Source organism: Streptomyces sp. NPDC004111 (assembly GCF_042874215.1).
Lineage (GTDB): Bacteria > Actinomycetota > Actinomycetes > Streptomycetales > Streptomycetaceae > Streptomyces.
Genome location: NZ_JBIAMU010000010.1, coordinates 269,645 through 286,618, shown reverse-complemented (window position 1 = coordinate 286,618; position 16,974 = coordinate 269,645). Strand labels below are relative to the sequence as shown.

Below are 16,974 nucleotides of genomic sequence, written 5' to 3'. Positions count from 1 at the left end.
CTCCCCCGCCGCTGACGCCCCTGGCACTTCTGCCACCCCTGGCGTTTCGCGCGGCCCAGGCGCTTCGCGCACTCCTCCGGTGCGCCGCGGCCCCGGTGCCCCCGGTCCTGCCTCTCCGCGGACCGGGGGCACCGCTGTGCCGCCGCCGGGACGGCCGGTGCCGTGCGAAGTGCCGTACTCGGCGAACGAGGGCATTGCACGAATGCTGCGGCGCGGCAACTCGCGGGCCGCGCGTCGATCACTTCTGATCTGGTGCTGCGGAACGGAACCGGTTCCGGTGCTCGGACCGCTCGACGGTCGGAGCACTCCTCGTCCCGGACAGCGGAGAGCGACATGCACGACCCGAACAGCACGGCCCGGCGATCCGGAAGCCGCACCCTGGCCCTGGCGTGCACCGTGGTCGCGCTCCAGGCGGGCGGCCTCTCCCCGGCGCACGCGGCCGACCCGCTTCCGGTTGCGGTGGTCAACGGCACGTTCGCGGGCACCGTCGTCCCGCCGGGCGACCAGAGCTTCACGAGCGGCGCGGTCCCCGGCTGGGGAGCCACCACGGAGGTCTACTCCGCCGCGATGGCCAAGCGCGCCGACGGACTCCAGGCCGTCGACCTCAACGGCGGCGCGCCGGTCACCCTCAGCCAGCAGCTCACCGGGGTGCCCAAGGGAGCCAGGGTCACCGTGACCTTCGGCAACAGCCCGAACACCTGGAGCGGTTGCAGCACGGCCCAGTTGGCCAACGGCCAGCCGTTCACCGTGTCCGGTACGGGAGGCGCCGACACCCCGTACACCACCCTGGGCGTGGCCACCCGCAACACCGGCAACTGGCAGGACAGCACGTACACCTTCACCGCGTCGGCGGCCAACCCGACGCTGAAGTTCACCTCCACCGAGACGCGGTCCTCCGCCGCGTGCGGCGCGCTGCTCGCGAACGTACGGGCCGTCCAGCAGCCGCCCGCCGCGGACCTGCGCATCAGCAAGCGGATGACCACCAAGGAGGTGAGTGCCGGGGGTGGCGTCGCCTGGCAGATCACCGTGACCAACGCGGGTCCCGAACCCTCCGAGGGCGTCGTGGTGCACGACCGCATGCCGCCCACCGTCGTGGGACCGCAGGCGTCCGTCGTCCAGGGCGGCGGGCCCTGCACCACCACCGCGCTGACGGGCGGGGCGGGCACCCGGCTCGACTGCCCGGTTCCCACCATCCCCTCCGGGGACTCGGTCACCGTCGTGGTGAACGGCACCATGGCGGCCACCGCCGAGAACATGCCGATGAACCAGGCCTGGGTCAACGCCACCACGGCGGACCCTGACACCTCCAACAACGGCCCCGTCACGGCGGACACCACCCAGTCCACCTTCACCCCGGCCATCACCCGCCAGGGCCCGCCCGGCCCGAAGGGCGACCCGGGCGCCAAGGGCGACAAGGGAGACCCGGGTTCGACCGGCCCCACCGGCCCCAGAGGCGACAAGGGCGACACCGGCAGCCAGGGCCCGACGGGCGCGACAGGACAGGCCGGTGCACCGGGAGCGGCGGGCCCCGCCGGACCGAAGGGCGACCCGGGCGCCGCCGGCCCCACCGGGGCCAAGGGCGACACGGGCGCCGCCGGCCCTGTGGGGGCCAAGGGAGACACGGGCTCGGTTGGCCCTGCCGGACCGAAGGGCGACCCCGGCGCCACTGGCCCCACCGGACCCAAGGGAGACACCGGCGCAGCCGGACCCGCCGGGCCCAAGGGCGACACGGGGGCGGCAGGCCCTGCCGGGTCAAAGGGTGACCAGGGCGTCAAGGGCGACGCGGGTCCGGTCGGTCCCGCAGGGCAGAAGGGCGACACCGGAGCCGACGGCGCAGCGGGCCCGAAGGGTGACACGGGAGCGCAGGGTCCCGCAGGGCCGAAGGGTGACACCGGAGCGCAAGGGCCCACAGGTATGAAGGGCGACACGGGAGCCGACGGACCCGCAGGACCGAAGGGCGACACCGGAGCGGACGGACCCGCAGGTCCCCAGGGCCCTCAGGGCACCCCGGGTGCCCAGGGCGCCAAGGGAGACAAGGGCGACATCGGCGCGACCGGCCCGACAGGGCTCAAGGGCGACACCGGAGCAGACGGACCCGCAGGACCGAAGGGCAACACCGGAGCAGACGGACCCGCAGGCCCCCAGGGGCCTCAGGGCGCCCGCGGCGACATCGGCCCCACCGGCGCTGACGGCCCCACAGGTCCCCAGGGACCCCAAGGCCCCCAGGGCAACCCCGGCCCCGCAGGCACTACCGGCCCCACCGGACCTCAAGGACCTCAAGGACCTCAGGGACCTCAAGGCCCCCAGGGCAACCAAGGCACCCCTGGCGCCTCCGGGCCGCGCGGCCCCGTCGGGCCGCAGGGGGTGTCCGGGCCTCGGGGGCCCGTCGGGCCGAAGGGGGATCGTGGTCCGCGGGGGCCCAAGGGTGAGGGGGGTCACGGGCGGAACGACCACACCAAGCCCGGCCCGTACCGCGTCCGCGTGATCCCCGGCACGCTGTCCGTCCGCAGCGGCCCCGGGCTGCGTTACAAGCCGGTCGGCTCCCTGCCCCAGGGGCTGATCGTCAACATCACCTGCAAGGTCGACTCCGACAAGGTGCGGGGCAATCCGCGGTGGTACAAGCTCGCCGACGGCCGCGGCTGGATCGCCGCGGGGTGGGCCCGCAACGTGGGAGCCGTGGAGCCCTACTGCCGCTGAGCCGGTCCAGGCGCCCCGGCGGGGCCGTACGGCAGGTCACCAGATGGCCTGCCGCACGGCCCCGGCCGGCTCCCCACAGCCGGTCCCATCCGCACGCGCGCCCGCACGCACACCCCCACACACCCACCGCGCCGCCCGACGCCGCCTCAGTTCAGCGGCATGTCGGGGGTCCAGTCGATCGGGATGTCCGGGGATCCGAACGCCTCGGCGATCAGCCGGTCGTCGTGTGCGTCGGGGGTCTCCACCGCGCGGACGGGCTTGCGGCCGTAGATGTAGAGCCGGGCGCCGATCTTGAGGTACTTGTAGAGCCGTTGGGCGTCCTTCAGGTACATGTTGACGCAGCCGCCGGAGCCCGACTCGAAGAGGTCGTGGTACGTGCCGTGCAGGGCTTGGCCGCCGTTGAAGAACTGCGAGTACGGCATGGGCGCGTTGTCGTAGATGGTGGAGAAGTGCGACCTCTTCTTGAGGTAGATCCGCTGCCAGCCCGTACGCGTCTCCAGCCCCTTGCGCCCGCTGCGGATCGGGATCGGCGCGAACGTCACCTTCTTCCCCTTCTGCACCCACAGGATCTGCCGGGACAGGTCCACGCACGTCACCCGGTAGTTCGGTGCCGGGCAGCGCTTCTTCGCGTTGGGGTTCTTGCGCACCTCGTACACGAGCAGCATCCGGTAGGTCTTGAGATCGGCTGCGCCGTTCACCGGGCTGATTTTGAGCCGGGTCTGGAGCTTCTTGATGGCTGCGCAGTCGGTGGCGGACATCCGGCCGTCCTGGCGCAGCTTCAACTTCTTCTCCAGCTGCCACTGGTAGGGCCCGGTGCTCGCCGTGCAGCCCGCCGCCGACCGTACGGCAGGCGCCGGCGGACCGGCAGGAGCGGCGTGGGCGGCGGCAGCGGGGAGTGCTGTCGTCAGTACGAGCCCGAGGAGGGCCAGGGCTGCGCCCGTGGTCCGGTGCGGCGACGAGTGGTCACGCGTCAACTTGTACTCCAGGGAGGCGACGGCCGGGGCGGTTCCCTCAGGGATATCCCGGGCCGTCACCGGCGACCAACCGGAGTTGGGCCACGTGCATGACAACGGCCTCCGGAGCGAGTTATGCCTTTCGCGCGATTCGGGCCGTATACGAATCCCAAACCCACCGGCAGGGCCATTCACTGATACCGCATCAGGCAGCACCCCCTCTCTCTCCTCCTGAAAGGACAAGGAAGGGAATCTGCTCACCCGATCCTCACCTGATAAAGAAGTGGAGCCGTCTGGAGCAATTCCACCTCCATGTGGGGTGTTCAGCCGTGCCCTTTACAGAACTTTGAGTTCTTCTGGGTCTGCTCAATGCCCGTTGGCTATGTGGTTGACGGACGAAGACGAGGACTGGGAGATGTCTTGCCAACGTTCATTCCTGCCGCACTTCGCGGGAGACAGGTGACCCGCAGGGTCGGTGCGCTGAGTGTGGTGCTGCCCGTCATGGCTTCGGGTGCCGTGCTCAGCGTGCAGTCGGCCTCGGCGGACGCCGGTGACGGCAGCGCGAAGATCCGTGTCGTGCGTGAGGTCAACGCGAACGGCAAGTGGGACCAGGTGCTGGAGCCCGGCCTGGGCGGGGTCACCGTGGTCCTGACGGACGCGGACGGCCGCAGCATCACCGGGAAGACCGCGGCCGACGGCACGGTCACCCTGGCGCCGGGTGCGCAGCTGCGCGGTGGCAAGTACCGCGTCGAGGTCAAGAACCCGAAGCCGGGCGTGATGTTCCCCGGGTTCGCCTCGCCGAAGGACGACCTGAGCGACCCGACCGTGCTGTCGTCGAACGTGGAGTTCGTCGACCTCAAGGGCGGCCAGGACGCCGAGGTCACCACCTCGTTCTGGAATCCGGCCGACTACTGCCAGAAGAACGCCGAGCTGCTCACTGCCTGCATCGGCAAGGACGTCGAGGGGTTCAACGACCCGGACACCCGCCGGACGCTCGTGGGCTTCCCGTACGACGCGCGCGGCGTCGACAACCAGACCACGAATCTGTCGGACAAGGCCACCACGGGTGCCCTGTACGGCATCGGGTGGAGCAAGCAGAAGAAGTGGGTCTTCTCCGGCGCGCTCGCCAAGCGCGGTTCGAAGTACGGTCCCGGCGGCCCCGGCGCGATCTACCTGACGGACCGGCAGAGCGAGCAGACCAGCCTGTTCACCACGGTCCCCAACGTGGGCGACACGGCGCACGACATGTCCCGCCCGGACATGGACGTCGCCTTCGCCCCGACGGTGACCAAGGAGTCGCTGGGCGACGTCGAGGTCTCCGAGGACGGCAAGGACCTCTACGTCGTCAACCTGAACGACAAGAAGCTCTACCGCTACGACGCCACGCAGAAGACGGCCGCCGCGCCGAAGGGCTCGTACACCATCCCGAACCCGGGCTGTGGCGACGACTGGCGTCCGTTCGGTCTGGGCGTGCAGGACGGCACCGTCTACGTCGGCGGTGTCTGCTCGGCGGAGTCGACCCAGGACAAGGCCGACATGCGGGCCGTCATCCACACGTTCAACCCCAAGACCAGCGCCTTCACCGGCACGGTCATGGACGAGAAGCTCGACTTCCCCCGCGGTATCGCCGACACCTTCACGGCCAACTGCGCCGGCAAGGGCTGGTTCCCGTGGAAGGGTGAGTGGCCCAGCACCGAGGCAGGAGCCAGGTGTGCCGCGCGGTCCGCCTACCCGCAGCCTGTCCTGGGCGACATCGTGGTGGACACCGACGGCGAGCTGATCCTGGGCTTCCGCGACCGCTTCGGTGACCAGTTCGGCTGGGACATGCCCCGGTGGTCCGGCGACGCCGCGGTGGGTCAGGCCACCATGGGCGGTGACCTGAACCGGGCGTGCAAGGGCGCGGACGGCAAGTTCAAGCTCGACGGCAACGGCGGCTGCACGAACAACGCGGCGACCCAGCCGAACGGCGGCCAGTCCGCCGACGTCAAGGAGTTCTACCCGGGCGACTACCGGACCGGCTACCACCAGGAGGCGGCGTTCTCGGGCATCGCGCTGTCCAAGGTCGAGGACTCCATCGCCTCTTCGGGCATCGACGTCGTCGGCGCGCTGTACAACGCGGGCACGATGCACGTGAACCGTGACGGCAGCCGTGAGGGCAACGCCCAGGCCGGCAACCAGCTCACCGACATCTGGGGCAAGGGCGGCGGCATGGCCGACCTTGAGGTCCTCTGTGACGAGGCCCCGTTCCAGATCGGCAACCGCGTCTGGTACGACAACGGCAAGCGCCAGAAGAACGGCATCCAGGACCCGGACGAGAAGCCCGTGGTGGGCGCGACCGTGAACCTGTACGACAAGGACAACAAGAAGATCGGCACGACGAAGACCAACGCCCGGGGCGAGTACTACTTCGACTCCACGCTGGTCAAGAACGTCGCCGAGGCCGACTGGGTCTACGGCCGCAAGTACTTCGTGCGGATGGACAACCCCGCCGACTACGCCGCCGGCGGCGTGCTGGAGGGCTACGAGCCCACCCAGTTCGGCAAGGACGGCAACATGATGGTCGACTCCAAGGGCAAGCCCTACGGGAACGGTGGCCGGTTCGCCGCCGCCGACGTCAAGATCGACGGCGCCGGTGAGAACGACCACGACATCGACTTCGGTTTCCTGAAGCCGACCCAGATCATCCTGTCGAAGATCAGCTCGAAGGACAGCAAGCCCGTCGCGGGCGCGGTCTTCCAACTGTGGCAGGAGTCGAACGGCGTCGCCGGTCTCCAGCGCACCGGCGCCAAGCGCGACATGCGCCGTGACGAGTGCGCCACGGACTCCATGGGCAAGTGCACCTTCGACAAGATCAAGATCGGCAGTTACTACCTCGTCGAGACCGCCGTTCCGGAAGGTTTCGAGCTGCCCGTGGGCAACAGGGCCGTCACCGGCCCGCTCAAGGTGACCGACCGCAACTGTGAGAAGAACCCGGTGCGCGTCACCCTGAAGAACAAGCCCAAGGAAGAGGAAAAGAAGAAGAAGTAGTTCCGCGGCTCCGGACTTCCGGAGCATCGCCCGGCGGCCTCCCTCTGGCACAGAGGGGGGCCGCCGGCGCGTCGGTGCGCCGTCCGGAGTTCGTCGGGGCTGTTCGAGTGACCCCCTGCGCGCGGCGTCTCCCCGCGTCCACCGCGCCGATGACGATCACTAGCAAACTCACCGCCCGGCGGAAGACCGTCCGCGGTGTGAGCGACGGCCGCCGGAAGGGAATCACTCATGCGTAGCGCCATCTCTGTTCTGCCCCGACGGCCACGGCACCGAGGACTGCTGTTCACCGCCCTGGGACTCGGCGCTGGGGCACTTGCCGCACTCCTGTGCCTGCCCGGGAACGACGCGGACACGCCCCACCCGGTGACCACCGGGCAGGCCGAGCAGATGGCCGTGTCCCGGTTCGAGCTGTACGAGAAGAGCCCGCTGGAGGTGGTGGCGAGGGCTCCCATGGGCGACGACACGGTCGAGGTGCGGGCGGTGATCGACTACCGGGCCCACCGCGCCGTGGGCGCCTACTCGACCGCCGCCGCGCGGGGACTGGTCGCCTGGGACGCCGGCGGGCTGGCCGTCGCGAAGGGAAAGGCCGCAGGCGGAGCCGAAGCCGCCGCGGCGGCCGCGAAGCTGAAGCCCCGTGCCTGGTCCCCCCGCACCTTCGGCGGCGACCCGCTGGACCTCGTGCTGCGCGTCGCCATGGGGCTGGGCACCAACCGCCCGGACAACCCGCAGCTCATCGCCCAGCACGGCGCCCAGTACCTCGGCCGGGGCGAGCGCGACGGGGACACCTACAGCCTGTACTCCGGCCCCCGCCCCACGGCCGACCGCAGGGACGCGGTGCGCAAGGGCTCCGGCGCCGCCCCCGGGGGCACCCCGTCGGGCGCGGCGGGGGCCTCGCCCGGCGGGTCCGCCCGGCCGGCGCAGGCGCGCTCCCCCCTGACCTACTGGATCAGTGAGCAGGGAGGACTGGGCCGGGTGGAGATCCGTCCCGCAGGTTCCGAAACGCAGTCCCGGATCGACTTCGGCCCCACGGTCCGAACGGCGGTGCCGCATCAGCCGTGGGGCGGGCGGGCCGGCCGGACGAGCGGGACGCCCCAGGGGCGCTGAGGCTCAGCCGGGCAGGGGTACGTCCTCGACGCGCACCTTGCCCGGCAGGCCCACGGCCGGCAGCGCCGGCCTGTTCGGAGCACCGGGGGCCTGCGGCTGGGCCGCGGGCTTCGGGGCGCTCCGGAAGGAGACGCCGGGCGGCACCCGCACACCGGCGCCGCGGCCCTTGGCGGCGAGCGCCCGCTCCGGTGCGGCGCCGCAGCCGCCGGCCCCGGTCAGCCCGGCGGGGCTGACGGTCCGTTCGGCGTTGCCCGCGAAGCAGTTGCCTGCCGAACCTGCCGCGTTGAGCACGAGGTCGACGCCGTTGCCGTGCACCCGGTTGCCCCGGACCACGTTGTCCCGCACGGGGTAGCCCTGGAGATCCTGGAGGACGATGCCCGCGCTGCGGTTGCCGGTGACCAGGTTGCGCTCGAAGGTGTTGCGCAGTCCGCCGCCGACTCCGACGCCGATGCCGAAGCCGCCCTCGGCCTGCTCGGGCCCCTGGTCGTCGTTGTTGTCGGTGATCCGGTTTCCGGTGAAGACGGCGGCGTGCTGGGGTCCGAGGGCTTCCAGGTCGTTGGAGTTGGCGGTGACGCCGACCCGGTTGCGGTGCACGGTGTTCGCGAGGAAGTAGAGGTTCTCCGAGGCGTTCGTGACTTCCAGGCCTACGGCGTTGTGCTCGACGGTGTTGTGCCGGACGACGGTGGAGCACGGGCGGCACTGGCCGACGTAGATGCCGGAATCGGCGTGGCCGGACGCGTAGGAGTTCTCGATGACGCCGTCCTTGGCGTCGAACGCGTAGATGCCGTACAGGGCGTTGTTGTGCGCGGTCACATAGGAGGCACGGAAGCCCTTCAGGGGCGGGAACTTCGCCGTGTCCAGCGGGCTGTACCCGGCGCCGCCCGCGCCCCGGGCCTGGAGCTGACTGTCCGTCACACCGGTGAAGAGCACCCCGTTGACCAGGTGGTTGCGGACCGTGAGGTTCTCCACCACGGACTGCGCTCCCGTCACCGTGATGCCGTTTCCGCGCCGGAACTCTCCGTCGACGACGACCTTGTTCCGGTCGACGCCGCGCAGCACGACACGCTCCGTCTTCATCACCACGCTTTCCCGGTAAATACCCGAAGAGACCAGTACCAGGTCACCCGGACGAGCGAAATCAACAGCCTGCTGAATTGACGGAGCGTTCTGCGGAACGCGAATCACGGAATGCCCGTCGGCACCGGGGGCGGGTCGTACGGAGGGGGGTTCGGCGCATGCGGAAGCCCCGGTGAGCAGGGCGAGCAAAAGGGTGACGCGCCCTGCGACGGCGAGAACGCTTCGGATACGGGGAGATGTTGCCGGGATGTGCATGAGGACAGGTGTACCGTCCTGCGCATTGATCTCCGTTTCACGTTTCCCCTTTCTCTTCGATGCACGGAACGAGATGCCAGAGACCCTCTCCGAATTCGGCCCGGCGCGGCGCACTCTGCTCACCGGCACGGCCGCCACCGTCGTCACCGGTTGCTCTGCGGCCGGGCGGCGCCCCTCCGTCGGGACCGGCCCCGCCCAGCCGGACGCGGAACGCTCGCCCGCCCCCTCCCCGTTCCGGCAGTCCGGCGTGGTCGACCCTCCGCCGCTTCGCGTTCGCGTGCTGGCCTTCGACCTGGATCCGGGCCTGCGCGGGGGGCCGGGCGCGCACCGGCTGCGCCGGCTGTTCGCGGAGTGGACGGCCTACGGCCGCAGGGATGAGCGGGACGGCCGGAGCGCTGCACCGGCCGTCGCGGGCGCCTCCCCGGTCACGGTGACCGTGGGCATCGGCCCCCGGACACCGGCCCTGCTCGGTGTGCGCGCACCGGCGTTGCTGGCGGAGCTGCCCGCCTTCCCCGGGGACCGGCTCCAGCCGCGGAGGTGCGGCGGCGACGTGCTGGTGCAGGTCTGCGGCGACAGCGCCACCGCGGTCGCCTCCGCGGGGCAGAAGCTCACCCGGCTCGCCGCGGGCGTGCTGCGTGCCCGCTGGAGCCAGCCCGGACACCTGCCCCCGCACCGGCCGGGCGAGACTCCCCGCAACCTCTTCGGGTTCAAGGACGGCACGATCAACCCCACGCACACGGAGTCCGAACGGTGGGTGTGGGTGGGTGAGGGCCCGGACGAGAACGGCACCTATCTCGTGGTCCGCCGTATCCACATGGACACTCCGGCGTTCGAAGCGCTGCCGACACGCCGTCAGGAAGCGGTGATCGGACGCACGCGGGCCGAGGGAGCGCCCCTGGGCCACCACGAGGAGCACCGGGAGGTCGACCTCTTCGACAAGTCCCCGGAGGGGCGGTACGTCCTGCCGGTCGACGCCCACGTACGGCAGGCCCACTCCCGGCTGGACCGGGGGGCGCGCATGCTGCGGCGCGGCTACAGCTACGACAACGGGCCCCAGGACCGCGGTCTGCTCTTCCTCGCCTGCATGAACGACCCGGCGCTCTTCGTACGGGTGCAGGAGCGGCTCGCGGTGAAGGACGCCCTCTCGCGCTTCGTGGAGCACCGGGGCTCGGCCCTGGCGTACGTGCTGCCGGGCCCGGGGCCGACGGGCGGACTGGGCGACGCGCTCTTCGAGACCTGACGGGGACACGGCGTCGGCGACTCGCTCGGGGGGCTCTCCCCGCGCCCCGGTGCCGCGACTGTTCGAGTGAAGCCGTGCGCACCACGGGGCCGCGCGGGGCGCTTCGCCCGGCGGCGGGAGCAGCGCGGTGGCACGATGCCCGTCCCGCCCGCATTCCGACCCAGGAGCCGTATGTCCCGCTTCCGTATCTCCCTCGCCCTGCTGCTGTGTGCGGCGGCCGGTTCCTTGGGGGCGGCGGCGCCCGCCCTCGCCCAGTGCCCCAGCCCCGAGATCGCCGCCCTCTCCGACGACGCCTACGACCGCTATTCCCGGGCGTCCCCCGACGAACGCCAGCTGATCGAGGAGAACGCGCGCTACCGCACCGTCTGGGTGCGTTGCCTTCCTCCGAACCGCGTCGAACGGAACGCCGGCGGAAAGGGCGGCTACTTGTGCGTGGGGAAGGGGACCGTGCGGTAGCACGCCCACGGGTCCGCCGAAGGGGCCGCGGAGCGGCAGTGGCATCGTGTGCCCCATGGACGAACTGGTCGACCGGGTCGACGAACAGGACGAGGTGCTGGGTGCCGTCTCCCGGCGGGAGGCGCAGCGCCGTCGGTGGCTGCACCGCATCGCCACGATCGTGTGCCGCGACGAGGAGGGCCGGACCCTCGTGCACCGCCGTCCGGCCGGCGCACCGCGCTTCGCGGGCCAGTTCAACTGGATGCTGGGCGGTGGGGTCGACGCCGGGGAGACCTACGAGCGGGCCGCCGCCCGGGAGCTGGCGGAGGAGCTGGGGGTGCGGGCGAGCCCGCGGTTCGTGTTCAAGTTCCGGTGCGAGGGAGTGATCAGCCCGTACTGGCTCGGCCTGCACGAGGTCGTGGTGACCGGACCCGTCGATCCCGACCCCGAGGAGATCGGCTGGCACGCGTGGCTCACCGAGCCCGAGCTGGCGGCACTGGTCCGCCACGAGGAGTTCGTGCCCGACGCCCGCGAGGCCTACGACCGCTACCGGGCGCTCCGGCAGCGGGGCTCCGCGGGCTGATCCGGGGCGACGGGGAGCGTGCGGACGCGGATCGTGCGGGCGGGGAGCGTGCGGGCGGGGAGCGTGCGGGCGGGGATTTTGATACGCGGACGATAGGCGCCGGTTCGTAGCATCGACGGTATGCGTGTTCTGATCGTCGAGGACGAGCCCTTTCTGGCCGAAGCCATCCGCAATGGTCTGCGCATGGAGGCGATCGCCGCCGACATCGCGGGTGACGGCGACACCGCTCTGGAACTCCTGAGCATCAACTCCTACGACATCGCCGTCCTCGACCGCGACATTCCGGGGCCCTCCGGGGACGAGATCGCCCGGCGCATCGTCGCGTCCGGCAGCGGTATGCCGATCCTCATGCTCACCGCGGCCGACCGGCTCGACGACAAGGCCTCCGGGTTCGAGCTCGGCGCCGACGACTACCTCACGAAGCCCTTCGAGCTCCGCGAGCTGGTGCTGCGGCTGCGGGCGCTGGACCGCAGGCGGGCCCACAGCCGGCCCCCCGTGCGGGAGATCGCGGGGCTGCGGCTGGACCCGTTCCGCAGAGAGGTCTACCGGGACGGCCGGTATGTGGCGCTGACCAGGAAGCAGTTCGCCGTGCTCGAAGTGCTCGTGGCGGCGGAGGGCGGTGTGGTGAGCGCCGAGGAACTGCTGGGGCGCGCCTGGGACGAGAACGCCGACCCGTTCACCAACGCCGTACGCATCACCGTCTCGGCCCTGCGCAAACGGCTCGGCGAACCCTGGATCATCGCCACGCTCGCGGGTGTCGGCTACCGCATCGACGTACCGCCGGGGACCCCCGGCCAGGACGGCCCGAGCGACCCGGACGGCGACCGGGGGCCCGGTGGAGCGGGCCGTGAACTCCGTGGCTAGGCGCCCCGGGCTGAGCGTCCGGGTCAAGCTCACCCTCAGCTACGCCGGGTTCCTGATGCTGGCCGGCGCCCTGCTGCTCGGCGCCGTGTGGGTGTTCCTGCTGGACTACGTTCCCGACGACTGGGACCGGCGGATGCTGCACCAGAACCCCAACCGGCAGTTGCTGTTCGGCACGTTCGCCCCGGCGGCGGCCTCCGTGATGGCGTTCCTGTTGGTGTTCGGCCTGCTGGGCGGCTGGGTCCTGGCGGGCCGGATGCTCTCCCCGCTGACCCGCATCACCCAGGCCACCCGTACCGTCGGCGACGGCGCGCTGTCCCACCGCATCCGGCTACCGGGCCGTCAGGACGAGTTCCGCGAGCTGGCCGACGCCTTCGACGCCATGCTCGTACGGCTGGAGGCGCACGTCGCCGAGCAGAAGCGGTTCGCGGCCAACGCCTCGCACGAGCTGCGCACCCCGCTCGCGATCTCCAAGACCCTGCTCGACTGGGCCCGCACGGACCCCGGCCACGACACCGGCGAACTCATCGACCGGCTGCGCACCGTCAACACCCGGGCCATCGACCTCACCGAGGCGCTGCTCCTGCTCAGCCGCGCCGACCAGCGGTCCTTCGCCAGGGAGCCCGTCGACCTGTCGCTGCTCGCGGAGGAGGCCACCGAGTCGCTCCTGCCCCTCGCGGAACGCAACGGAGTCACCGTCGAGACCACCGGCGAGATCACTCCCGCCGTCGGCTCCCCGGCGCTCCTGCTGCAGTTGACGACGAACCTCGTGCACAACGCGATCGTCCACAACCTGCCGGAGAAGGGCACGGTACGGGTCACCACCGGCACCCGGGCCGGGGACGCGGTCCTGAGCGTGGAGAACACCGGTGAGCGGCTGTCCCCCGAGCGGCTGGCGACCCTCACCGAGCCGTTCCGGCGCGGGACCGAACGCATCCACACCGACCACGCGGGCGTCGGTCTCGGGCTGGCGATCGTCAAGACCATCGCCCAGGCCCACGACGGCACCCTGACCCTCGTTCCGCGCCCGGACGGCGGCATCCGCGTCACGGTGTCACTGCCCACGGGGCAACCGCCGTCGCCTCCTCTGGCCGGGCCGGGCTAGCCGTCGCCGTCCCGGGCCTGACCGGGGCGGCCGTCGCCGCCCGGGGCCGGGGCCGGGCGGTCCTCGTACCGTTCGGCGAGCGTGCGGGCCCGCGCGCGCAGGGAGTCGCGCAGGGACTGCGGGGCCAGCGCCTCCGCGTCCGTACCGAGCTGCCACAGCGACCAGGCGGCGTGCCGCGCGTCCTGGTAGGTCACCTCCAGGCGCAGCCATCCGTCCGCCCCGGGCTCCTCCGCGCGGACGGCGAGCGCGGTGTCAAGCAGTTCCTCCCGCCGGACCGGGTCTAGGCGGACCAGCACGGTGAGGTGGTCGCTGCCGGAGAGGAAGCGGGCGGAGCGCTCCCGCCAGATGCGGTCCAGATCCACCCGGTTCGGGCGCTGGGCCGGCTCGGGAAGTTCCTCGGCGGCCAGTACCCGCGACAGCCGGTAGGTGCGGTCCTGGCCCGCTCTCGTGGCCAGCAGGTAGGCCCGGTCGCGCACGGTGACCAGGCCGACCGGGTCCACGGTGCGCCAGTCCGGCGCCCGGCCCACGGCCTCGTAGTGGATGCGCAGCTTGTGTCCGGCGAGCACCGTGCGCCGCACCACCGCCATGGTGGTGGCGGGCACCTGGTCGGTCACGAGCCGCCGCGAGAGCAGGTCGCTCTCCGGGTCGACGAGGAAGCGCTGGGCGGCGTCGCTGGCGGTGGCCCGGTGGCCCTCGGGCAGTGCGTCCACGACCTTGCGCATCGCCGAGGCGAGTGCGGAGCCGAGGCCGAACGCCTGCTCCGCGCGCGCGGATCCGGCGGTCAGTACGGCGAGGGCCTCGTCGTGGTTCAGCCCGGTCAGCTCGGTCCGGAAGCCGGGCAGGAGCGCGAACCCGCCGTGCCGCCCGCGCTCGGCGTGCACCGGCACCCCGGCGGCGGACAGCGCCTCGATGTCGCGCAGCACGGTGCGGGTGGACACCTCCAGCTCGCGGGCCAGCGTGTCGGCGGTCATCCGGCCGTGCCGACGGAGCAGCAGCACGAGGGAAACCAGCCGGTCGGCGCGCATGCGCGAAGTCTAGGCAAATACCTGACCGAGGGTGTCATGAATTGTTGGGAGGCTCGTTCACGCGACGCCGAAGCCGGCGGCCTCCGGGCCTGCGGGCGGGCGCGCGCACCTCACAACTCCCCAGCGAACGAATGGAATCGACGTGGCGATGCAACGGACTGCGGTCAACCCGGTGAAGTGGTCGGTGCCGCTGGGCTTCAACCAGGGCGAGCTGGTGACCGGGCAGACCCGGACCCTCCACTGCTCCGGTCAGACCGCGGTGGACGGCGAGGGCAAGCCCCTGCACGAGGGCGACATGGCGGCCCAACTCGCCCTCACCGTCGACAATCTGGAGGCCGTGCTGGCCGAGGCCGGGATGACACTGGCGAACCTCGTCCGGCTCAACGTCTTCACCACCGACGTCGATCTGCTCATGGCGCACTACGGCACGCTGGCGGCCCGGCTGGGTGCCGCCGGGGTTGCCCCGGCGACCACGATGCTCGGAGTCGTGCGGCTGGCGATCCCCGGCCAACTGGTCGAACTGGAGGGGACCGCGGTGTCCTGAGGCACCGGGGGCGCCGTGTCCTTGAGGGGCCGGGGGCGGCGCCGCGCCGTCGCCGGCCCCTCTCTGCCGCCCTCGCGGTGCACCCCTGGCCGGCGGGCGGTCAGCGGCTCGCCAGGACGGCGAGCGTGCCGAGTGCCACCAGGGCTCCGCAGACGGAGAAGTTGACCTTCCCGTAGTGGACGAAGACGGCGACGAACTCCCGCAGTGTGGCGCTCGGCCAGAAGTAGCGGGCGGTGGGCGAGCCGACCACCTGTCCCCGCACGCCCTGGCCCCGGGCGAACATCGCGGCACGGAAGGCGTGGAAGTTGTTGGTCACGATCAGGCAGCGGTAGTCGGGCTTCGCCTCCTCCATGATCGCCCTGCTGAACCGCAGGTTCTCCTCGGTGGTACGGGACTTGTCCTCGCGGACCAGGCTCTCCCCCGGTACGCCGCGCTCGGCCAGGTAGTCCGCCATGGCGTGCGCCTCGGGGATCTCCTCGTCCGGCCCCTGCCCGCCCGAGAGGACGAGCACCGGGGCGGTCCCGCCCCGTTCGGCCTGGGCGTCGTACACCGCGCGTCCCCGGTCCAGCCGGCTTGCCAGCAGGGGCGACACCCGGCGCCCGCCGAGCAGTCCGGACCCGAGCACCACCACGTAGTCGAGGTCCTCACGCACCTTCTGGCGGCCGTAGAGGAATCCGTAGCCGACGAAGCAGAGGAAGAGGAAGGAGACGTACGCGGCGACGGAGAGGGCGACGACGGCGAAGGCGGTCAGCAGCCACGACTCGGTGCGCACCGCCACGACCAGCAGCGCGATCAGCCCGAACGCGGTCAGTCCTGCCAGGAGGGAGAGCAGATTGCCCAGGCTGCGGCCCTCCTTGCGGACCATGGTGACGCCGTTGGCGACCAGCAGGCAGGGCAGCACGAGGATGCCCAGGCCGCACAGGAGCAGGGCCAGGGTGGCCGGTACGGAGACGAGCGGTGAAGGGCTGCCGGCGAGCGTGCCCACCAGGGCGGGGAGCGCGAATGCCACGCTGAGCCCGAGCAGCACGGCGTTGCGGAAGCGTCTGGGGTCCTGCCGCACGCGGTAGCAGAAGAGGACGAAGAAGAGGAGGGCAAGGGCGTAGGCGAACATCAGGGAATCCTAATTGCCCTTGATAGCTACGATTGAACCCCTTGTCCGAAATGACACCGACCGAGGCGAACGTCGCGCCCCGTACGGCCCGCACCCGCACCCGCAGCCACCCCCGCACCCACCCGTCAGGCCTCCGCCGCCCGCCCCTTCGACGCGAGCAGTTCCCGGCAGTGCGCCAGGAAGCCCGCGAGCGTGAGGTCGAAGGCCAGGTCCGCGCGGTCCGGTCCGGTCGCCGCCTGGGCCTCGGCCAGCCGCGGGGCCCTGGACTCCTCACCGACGATCCACATGACCTCGGGGGCGGACATGTCCAGGGCGGAGCCGAGGACGATGTTGTCGAGTCCGGTGACGATCGGCATGACCGCCGCGGGCGCGAACCCCGCCTCCCCGAGCAGGCTCACCACCCGCTCGTAGTGCTCGATCACCCGCACGGCGCGCACCGGCGAGGTCATCAGCATGGCGATGGCCCGGGGGTGGGCCGCGAAGGCCGCCCGGTAGGAGCGGGCCCACACCTCCAGGGCGACGTCCCAGGGGCCCGTGGCGAGCGTTCCGGCGTCCAGCCCCGCGACGACCTGCTCCCGGAGCAGTTCGATCACGCCCGCCCGGCCCTCCACGTGATGGTACACCGAAGCGGTCTGCACCCCGAGCCGGCGCGCGACCTCGGGGACGGTGAAGTCGCCCGTCTCGTCGACGAGTTCGAGGGCCGTACGGCCGATGCGCGTCCGGTCGAGCAGGGCCTTTTTCGGCCGCCCCATATTGCCTTCTCCTGACGTGAGGTCTTCCCGGATCCTACGTCGGGCGTCTACATTACCTAAACCGAAACGGTTTAGGTTTTGGCGCCCCTGTCCGGCGCCGTCCTCCCGACCCCGGAAGTCCCTGGCCGTCTCCCTGCCGCCGCACCCCTGCCTGTTCGCCCGCCCGCCTGCCCGCGCCCTCCCCTCCCTGCCCGGCTGCCCTCCC

14 protein-coding genes are annotated in these 16,974 nt (G+C 71.7%); 9 read left to right on the top strand and 5 right to left on the bottom strand.

The genetic code is table 11. The features are described 5' to 3' along the window. Window positions 1-333: 333 nt before the first annotated feature. Window positions 334-2,697, top strand: coding sequence for an SH3 domain-containing protein (locus ACFYVL_RS21460; protein WP_389247057.1), 2,364 nt, complete (start codon window positions 334-336; stop codon window positions 2,695-2,697). A 146-nt stretch (window positions 2,698-2,843) separates the two neighbouring features. Here the strand turns inward: ACFYVL_RS21460 and ACFYVL_RS21455 are convergent, their stop codons facing one another. Continuing rightward, window positions 2,844-3,671 carry a L,D-transpeptidase gene (locus ACFYVL_RS21455; protein ID WP_389247055.1) on the bottom strand — a complete coding sequence of 276 codons (828 nt, stop codon included), beginning with the start codon at window positions 3,669-3,671 and terminating at the stop codon, window positions 2,844-2,846. A gap of 438 nt (window positions 3,672-4,109) precedes the next feature. Between ACFYVL_RS21455 and ACFYVL_RS21450 the strand changes: the two genes are divergently transcribed. Next, the gene (locus ACFYVL_RS21450; RefSeq protein ID WP_389247052.1) at window positions 4,110-6,677 is read left to right on the top strand and encodes an SdrD B-like domain-containing protein; all 2,568 of its coding nucleotides are present in this window, start codon (window positions 4,110-4,112) and stop codon (window positions 6,675-6,677) included. A gap of 228 nt (window positions 6,678-6,905) precedes the next feature. Further along, window positions 6,906-7,781 carry a hypothetical protein gene (locus tag ACFYVL_RS21445; protein ID WP_389247051.1) on the top strand — a complete coding sequence of 292 codons (876 nt, stop codon included), beginning with the start codon at window positions 6,906-6,908 and terminating at the stop codon, window positions 7,779-7,781. Window positions 7,782-7,784: 3 nt separating this feature from the next. On the opposite strand, the gene ACFYVL_RS21440 is transcribed toward ACFYVL_RS21445, so the two are convergent. Further along, the gene (locus ACFYVL_RS21440; RefSeq protein WP_389247049.1) at window positions 7,785-8,858 is read right to left on the bottom strand and encodes a right-handed parallel beta-helix repeat-containing protein; all 1,074 of its coding nucleotides are present in this window, start codon (window positions 8,856-8,858) and stop codon (window positions 7,785-7,787) included. A 328-nt stretch (window positions 8,859-9,186) separates the two neighbouring features. On the opposite strand from ACFYVL_RS21440, the gene ACFYVL_RS21435 reads away from it, so the two are divergent. The 5 genes from ACFYVL_RS21435 to ACFYVL_RS21415 all read left to right on the top strand — a co-directional run bounded on the left by ACFYVL_RS21435 (window position 9,187) and on the right by ACFYVL_RS21415 (window position 13,337). Continuing rightward, the gene (locus tag ACFYVL_RS21435) at window positions 9,187-10,353 is read left to right on the top strand and encodes a Dyp-type peroxidase (protein ID WP_389247047.1); all 1,167 of its coding nucleotides are present in this window, start codon (window positions 9,187-9,189) and stop codon (window positions 10,351-10,353) included. A gap of 171 nt (window positions 10,354-10,524) precedes the next feature. Beyond that, window positions 10,525-10,809, top strand: a complete 285-nt coding sequence (locus ACFYVL_RS21430) for a hypothetical protein (RefSeq protein WP_389247045.1) — start codon at window positions 10,525-10,527, stop codon at window positions 10,807-10,809. Between the two features lie 55 nt (window positions 10,810-10,864). Beyond that, window positions 10,865-11,371 carry an NUDIX hydrolase gene (locus tag ACFYVL_RS21425; protein ID WP_389247043.1) on the top strand — a complete coding sequence of 169 codons (507 nt, stop codon included), beginning with the start codon at window positions 10,865-10,867 and terminating at the stop codon, window positions 11,369-11,371. Window positions 11,372-11,491: 120 nt separating this feature from the next. Continuing rightward, window positions 11,492-12,235: a response regulator transcription factor gene (locus ACFYVL_RS21420; protein WP_389247041.1), complete on the top strand. Its 744-nt coding sequence runs from the start codon at window positions 11,492-11,494 to the stop codon at window positions 12,233-12,235. Beyond that, complete coding sequence (locus tag ACFYVL_RS21415; RefSeq protein ID WP_389247133.1) at window positions 12,228-13,337, top strand: sensor histidine kinase; 1,110 nt, start codon at window positions 12,228-12,230, stop codon at window positions 13,335-13,337. The genes ACFYVL_RS21420 and ACFYVL_RS21415 overlap by 8 nt, the downstream gene beginning before the upstream one ends. Here ACFYVL_RS21415 and ACFYVL_RS21410 read toward each other — a convergent pair. Beyond that, a complete protein-coding gene (locus ACFYVL_RS21410; RefSeq protein WP_389247039.1) occupies window positions 13,334-14,362 on the bottom strand; it encodes a helix-turn-helix transcriptional regulator in 1,029 nt (342 codons plus the stop codon). The genes ACFYVL_RS21415 and ACFYVL_RS21410 overlap by 4 nt on opposite strands. A 148-nt stretch (window positions 14,363-14,510) precedes the next feature. Between ACFYVL_RS21410 and ACFYVL_RS21405 the strand changes: the two genes are divergently transcribed. Continuing rightward, window positions 14,511-14,906, top strand: a complete 396-nt coding sequence (locus ACFYVL_RS21405; protein WP_389247037.1) for a RidA family protein — start codon at window positions 14,511-14,513, stop codon at window positions 14,904-14,906. A gap of 100 nt (window positions 14,907-15,006) precedes the next feature. On the opposite strand, the gene ACFYVL_RS21400 is transcribed toward ACFYVL_RS21405, so the two are convergent. Both ACFYVL_RS21400 and ACFYVL_RS21395 read right to left on the bottom strand, forming a co-directional pair. Then, on the bottom strand, window positions 15,007-16,017 hold the full coding sequence (locus ACFYVL_RS21400) for an ElyC/SanA/YdcF family protein (RefSeq protein WP_389247035.1): 1,011 nt from the start codon (window positions 16,015-16,017) through the stop codon (window positions 15,007-15,009). Window positions 16,018-16,142: 125 nt separating this feature from the next. Then, window positions 16,143-16,769 (bottom strand): TetR/AcrR family transcriptional regulator C-terminal domain-containing protein, encoded by a 627-nt coding sequence (locus ACFYVL_RS21395; RefSeq protein WP_389247033.1) that lies wholly within the window; start codon window positions 16,767-16,769, stop codon window positions 16,143-16,145. Window positions 16,770-16,974: the final 205 nt, after the last annotated feature.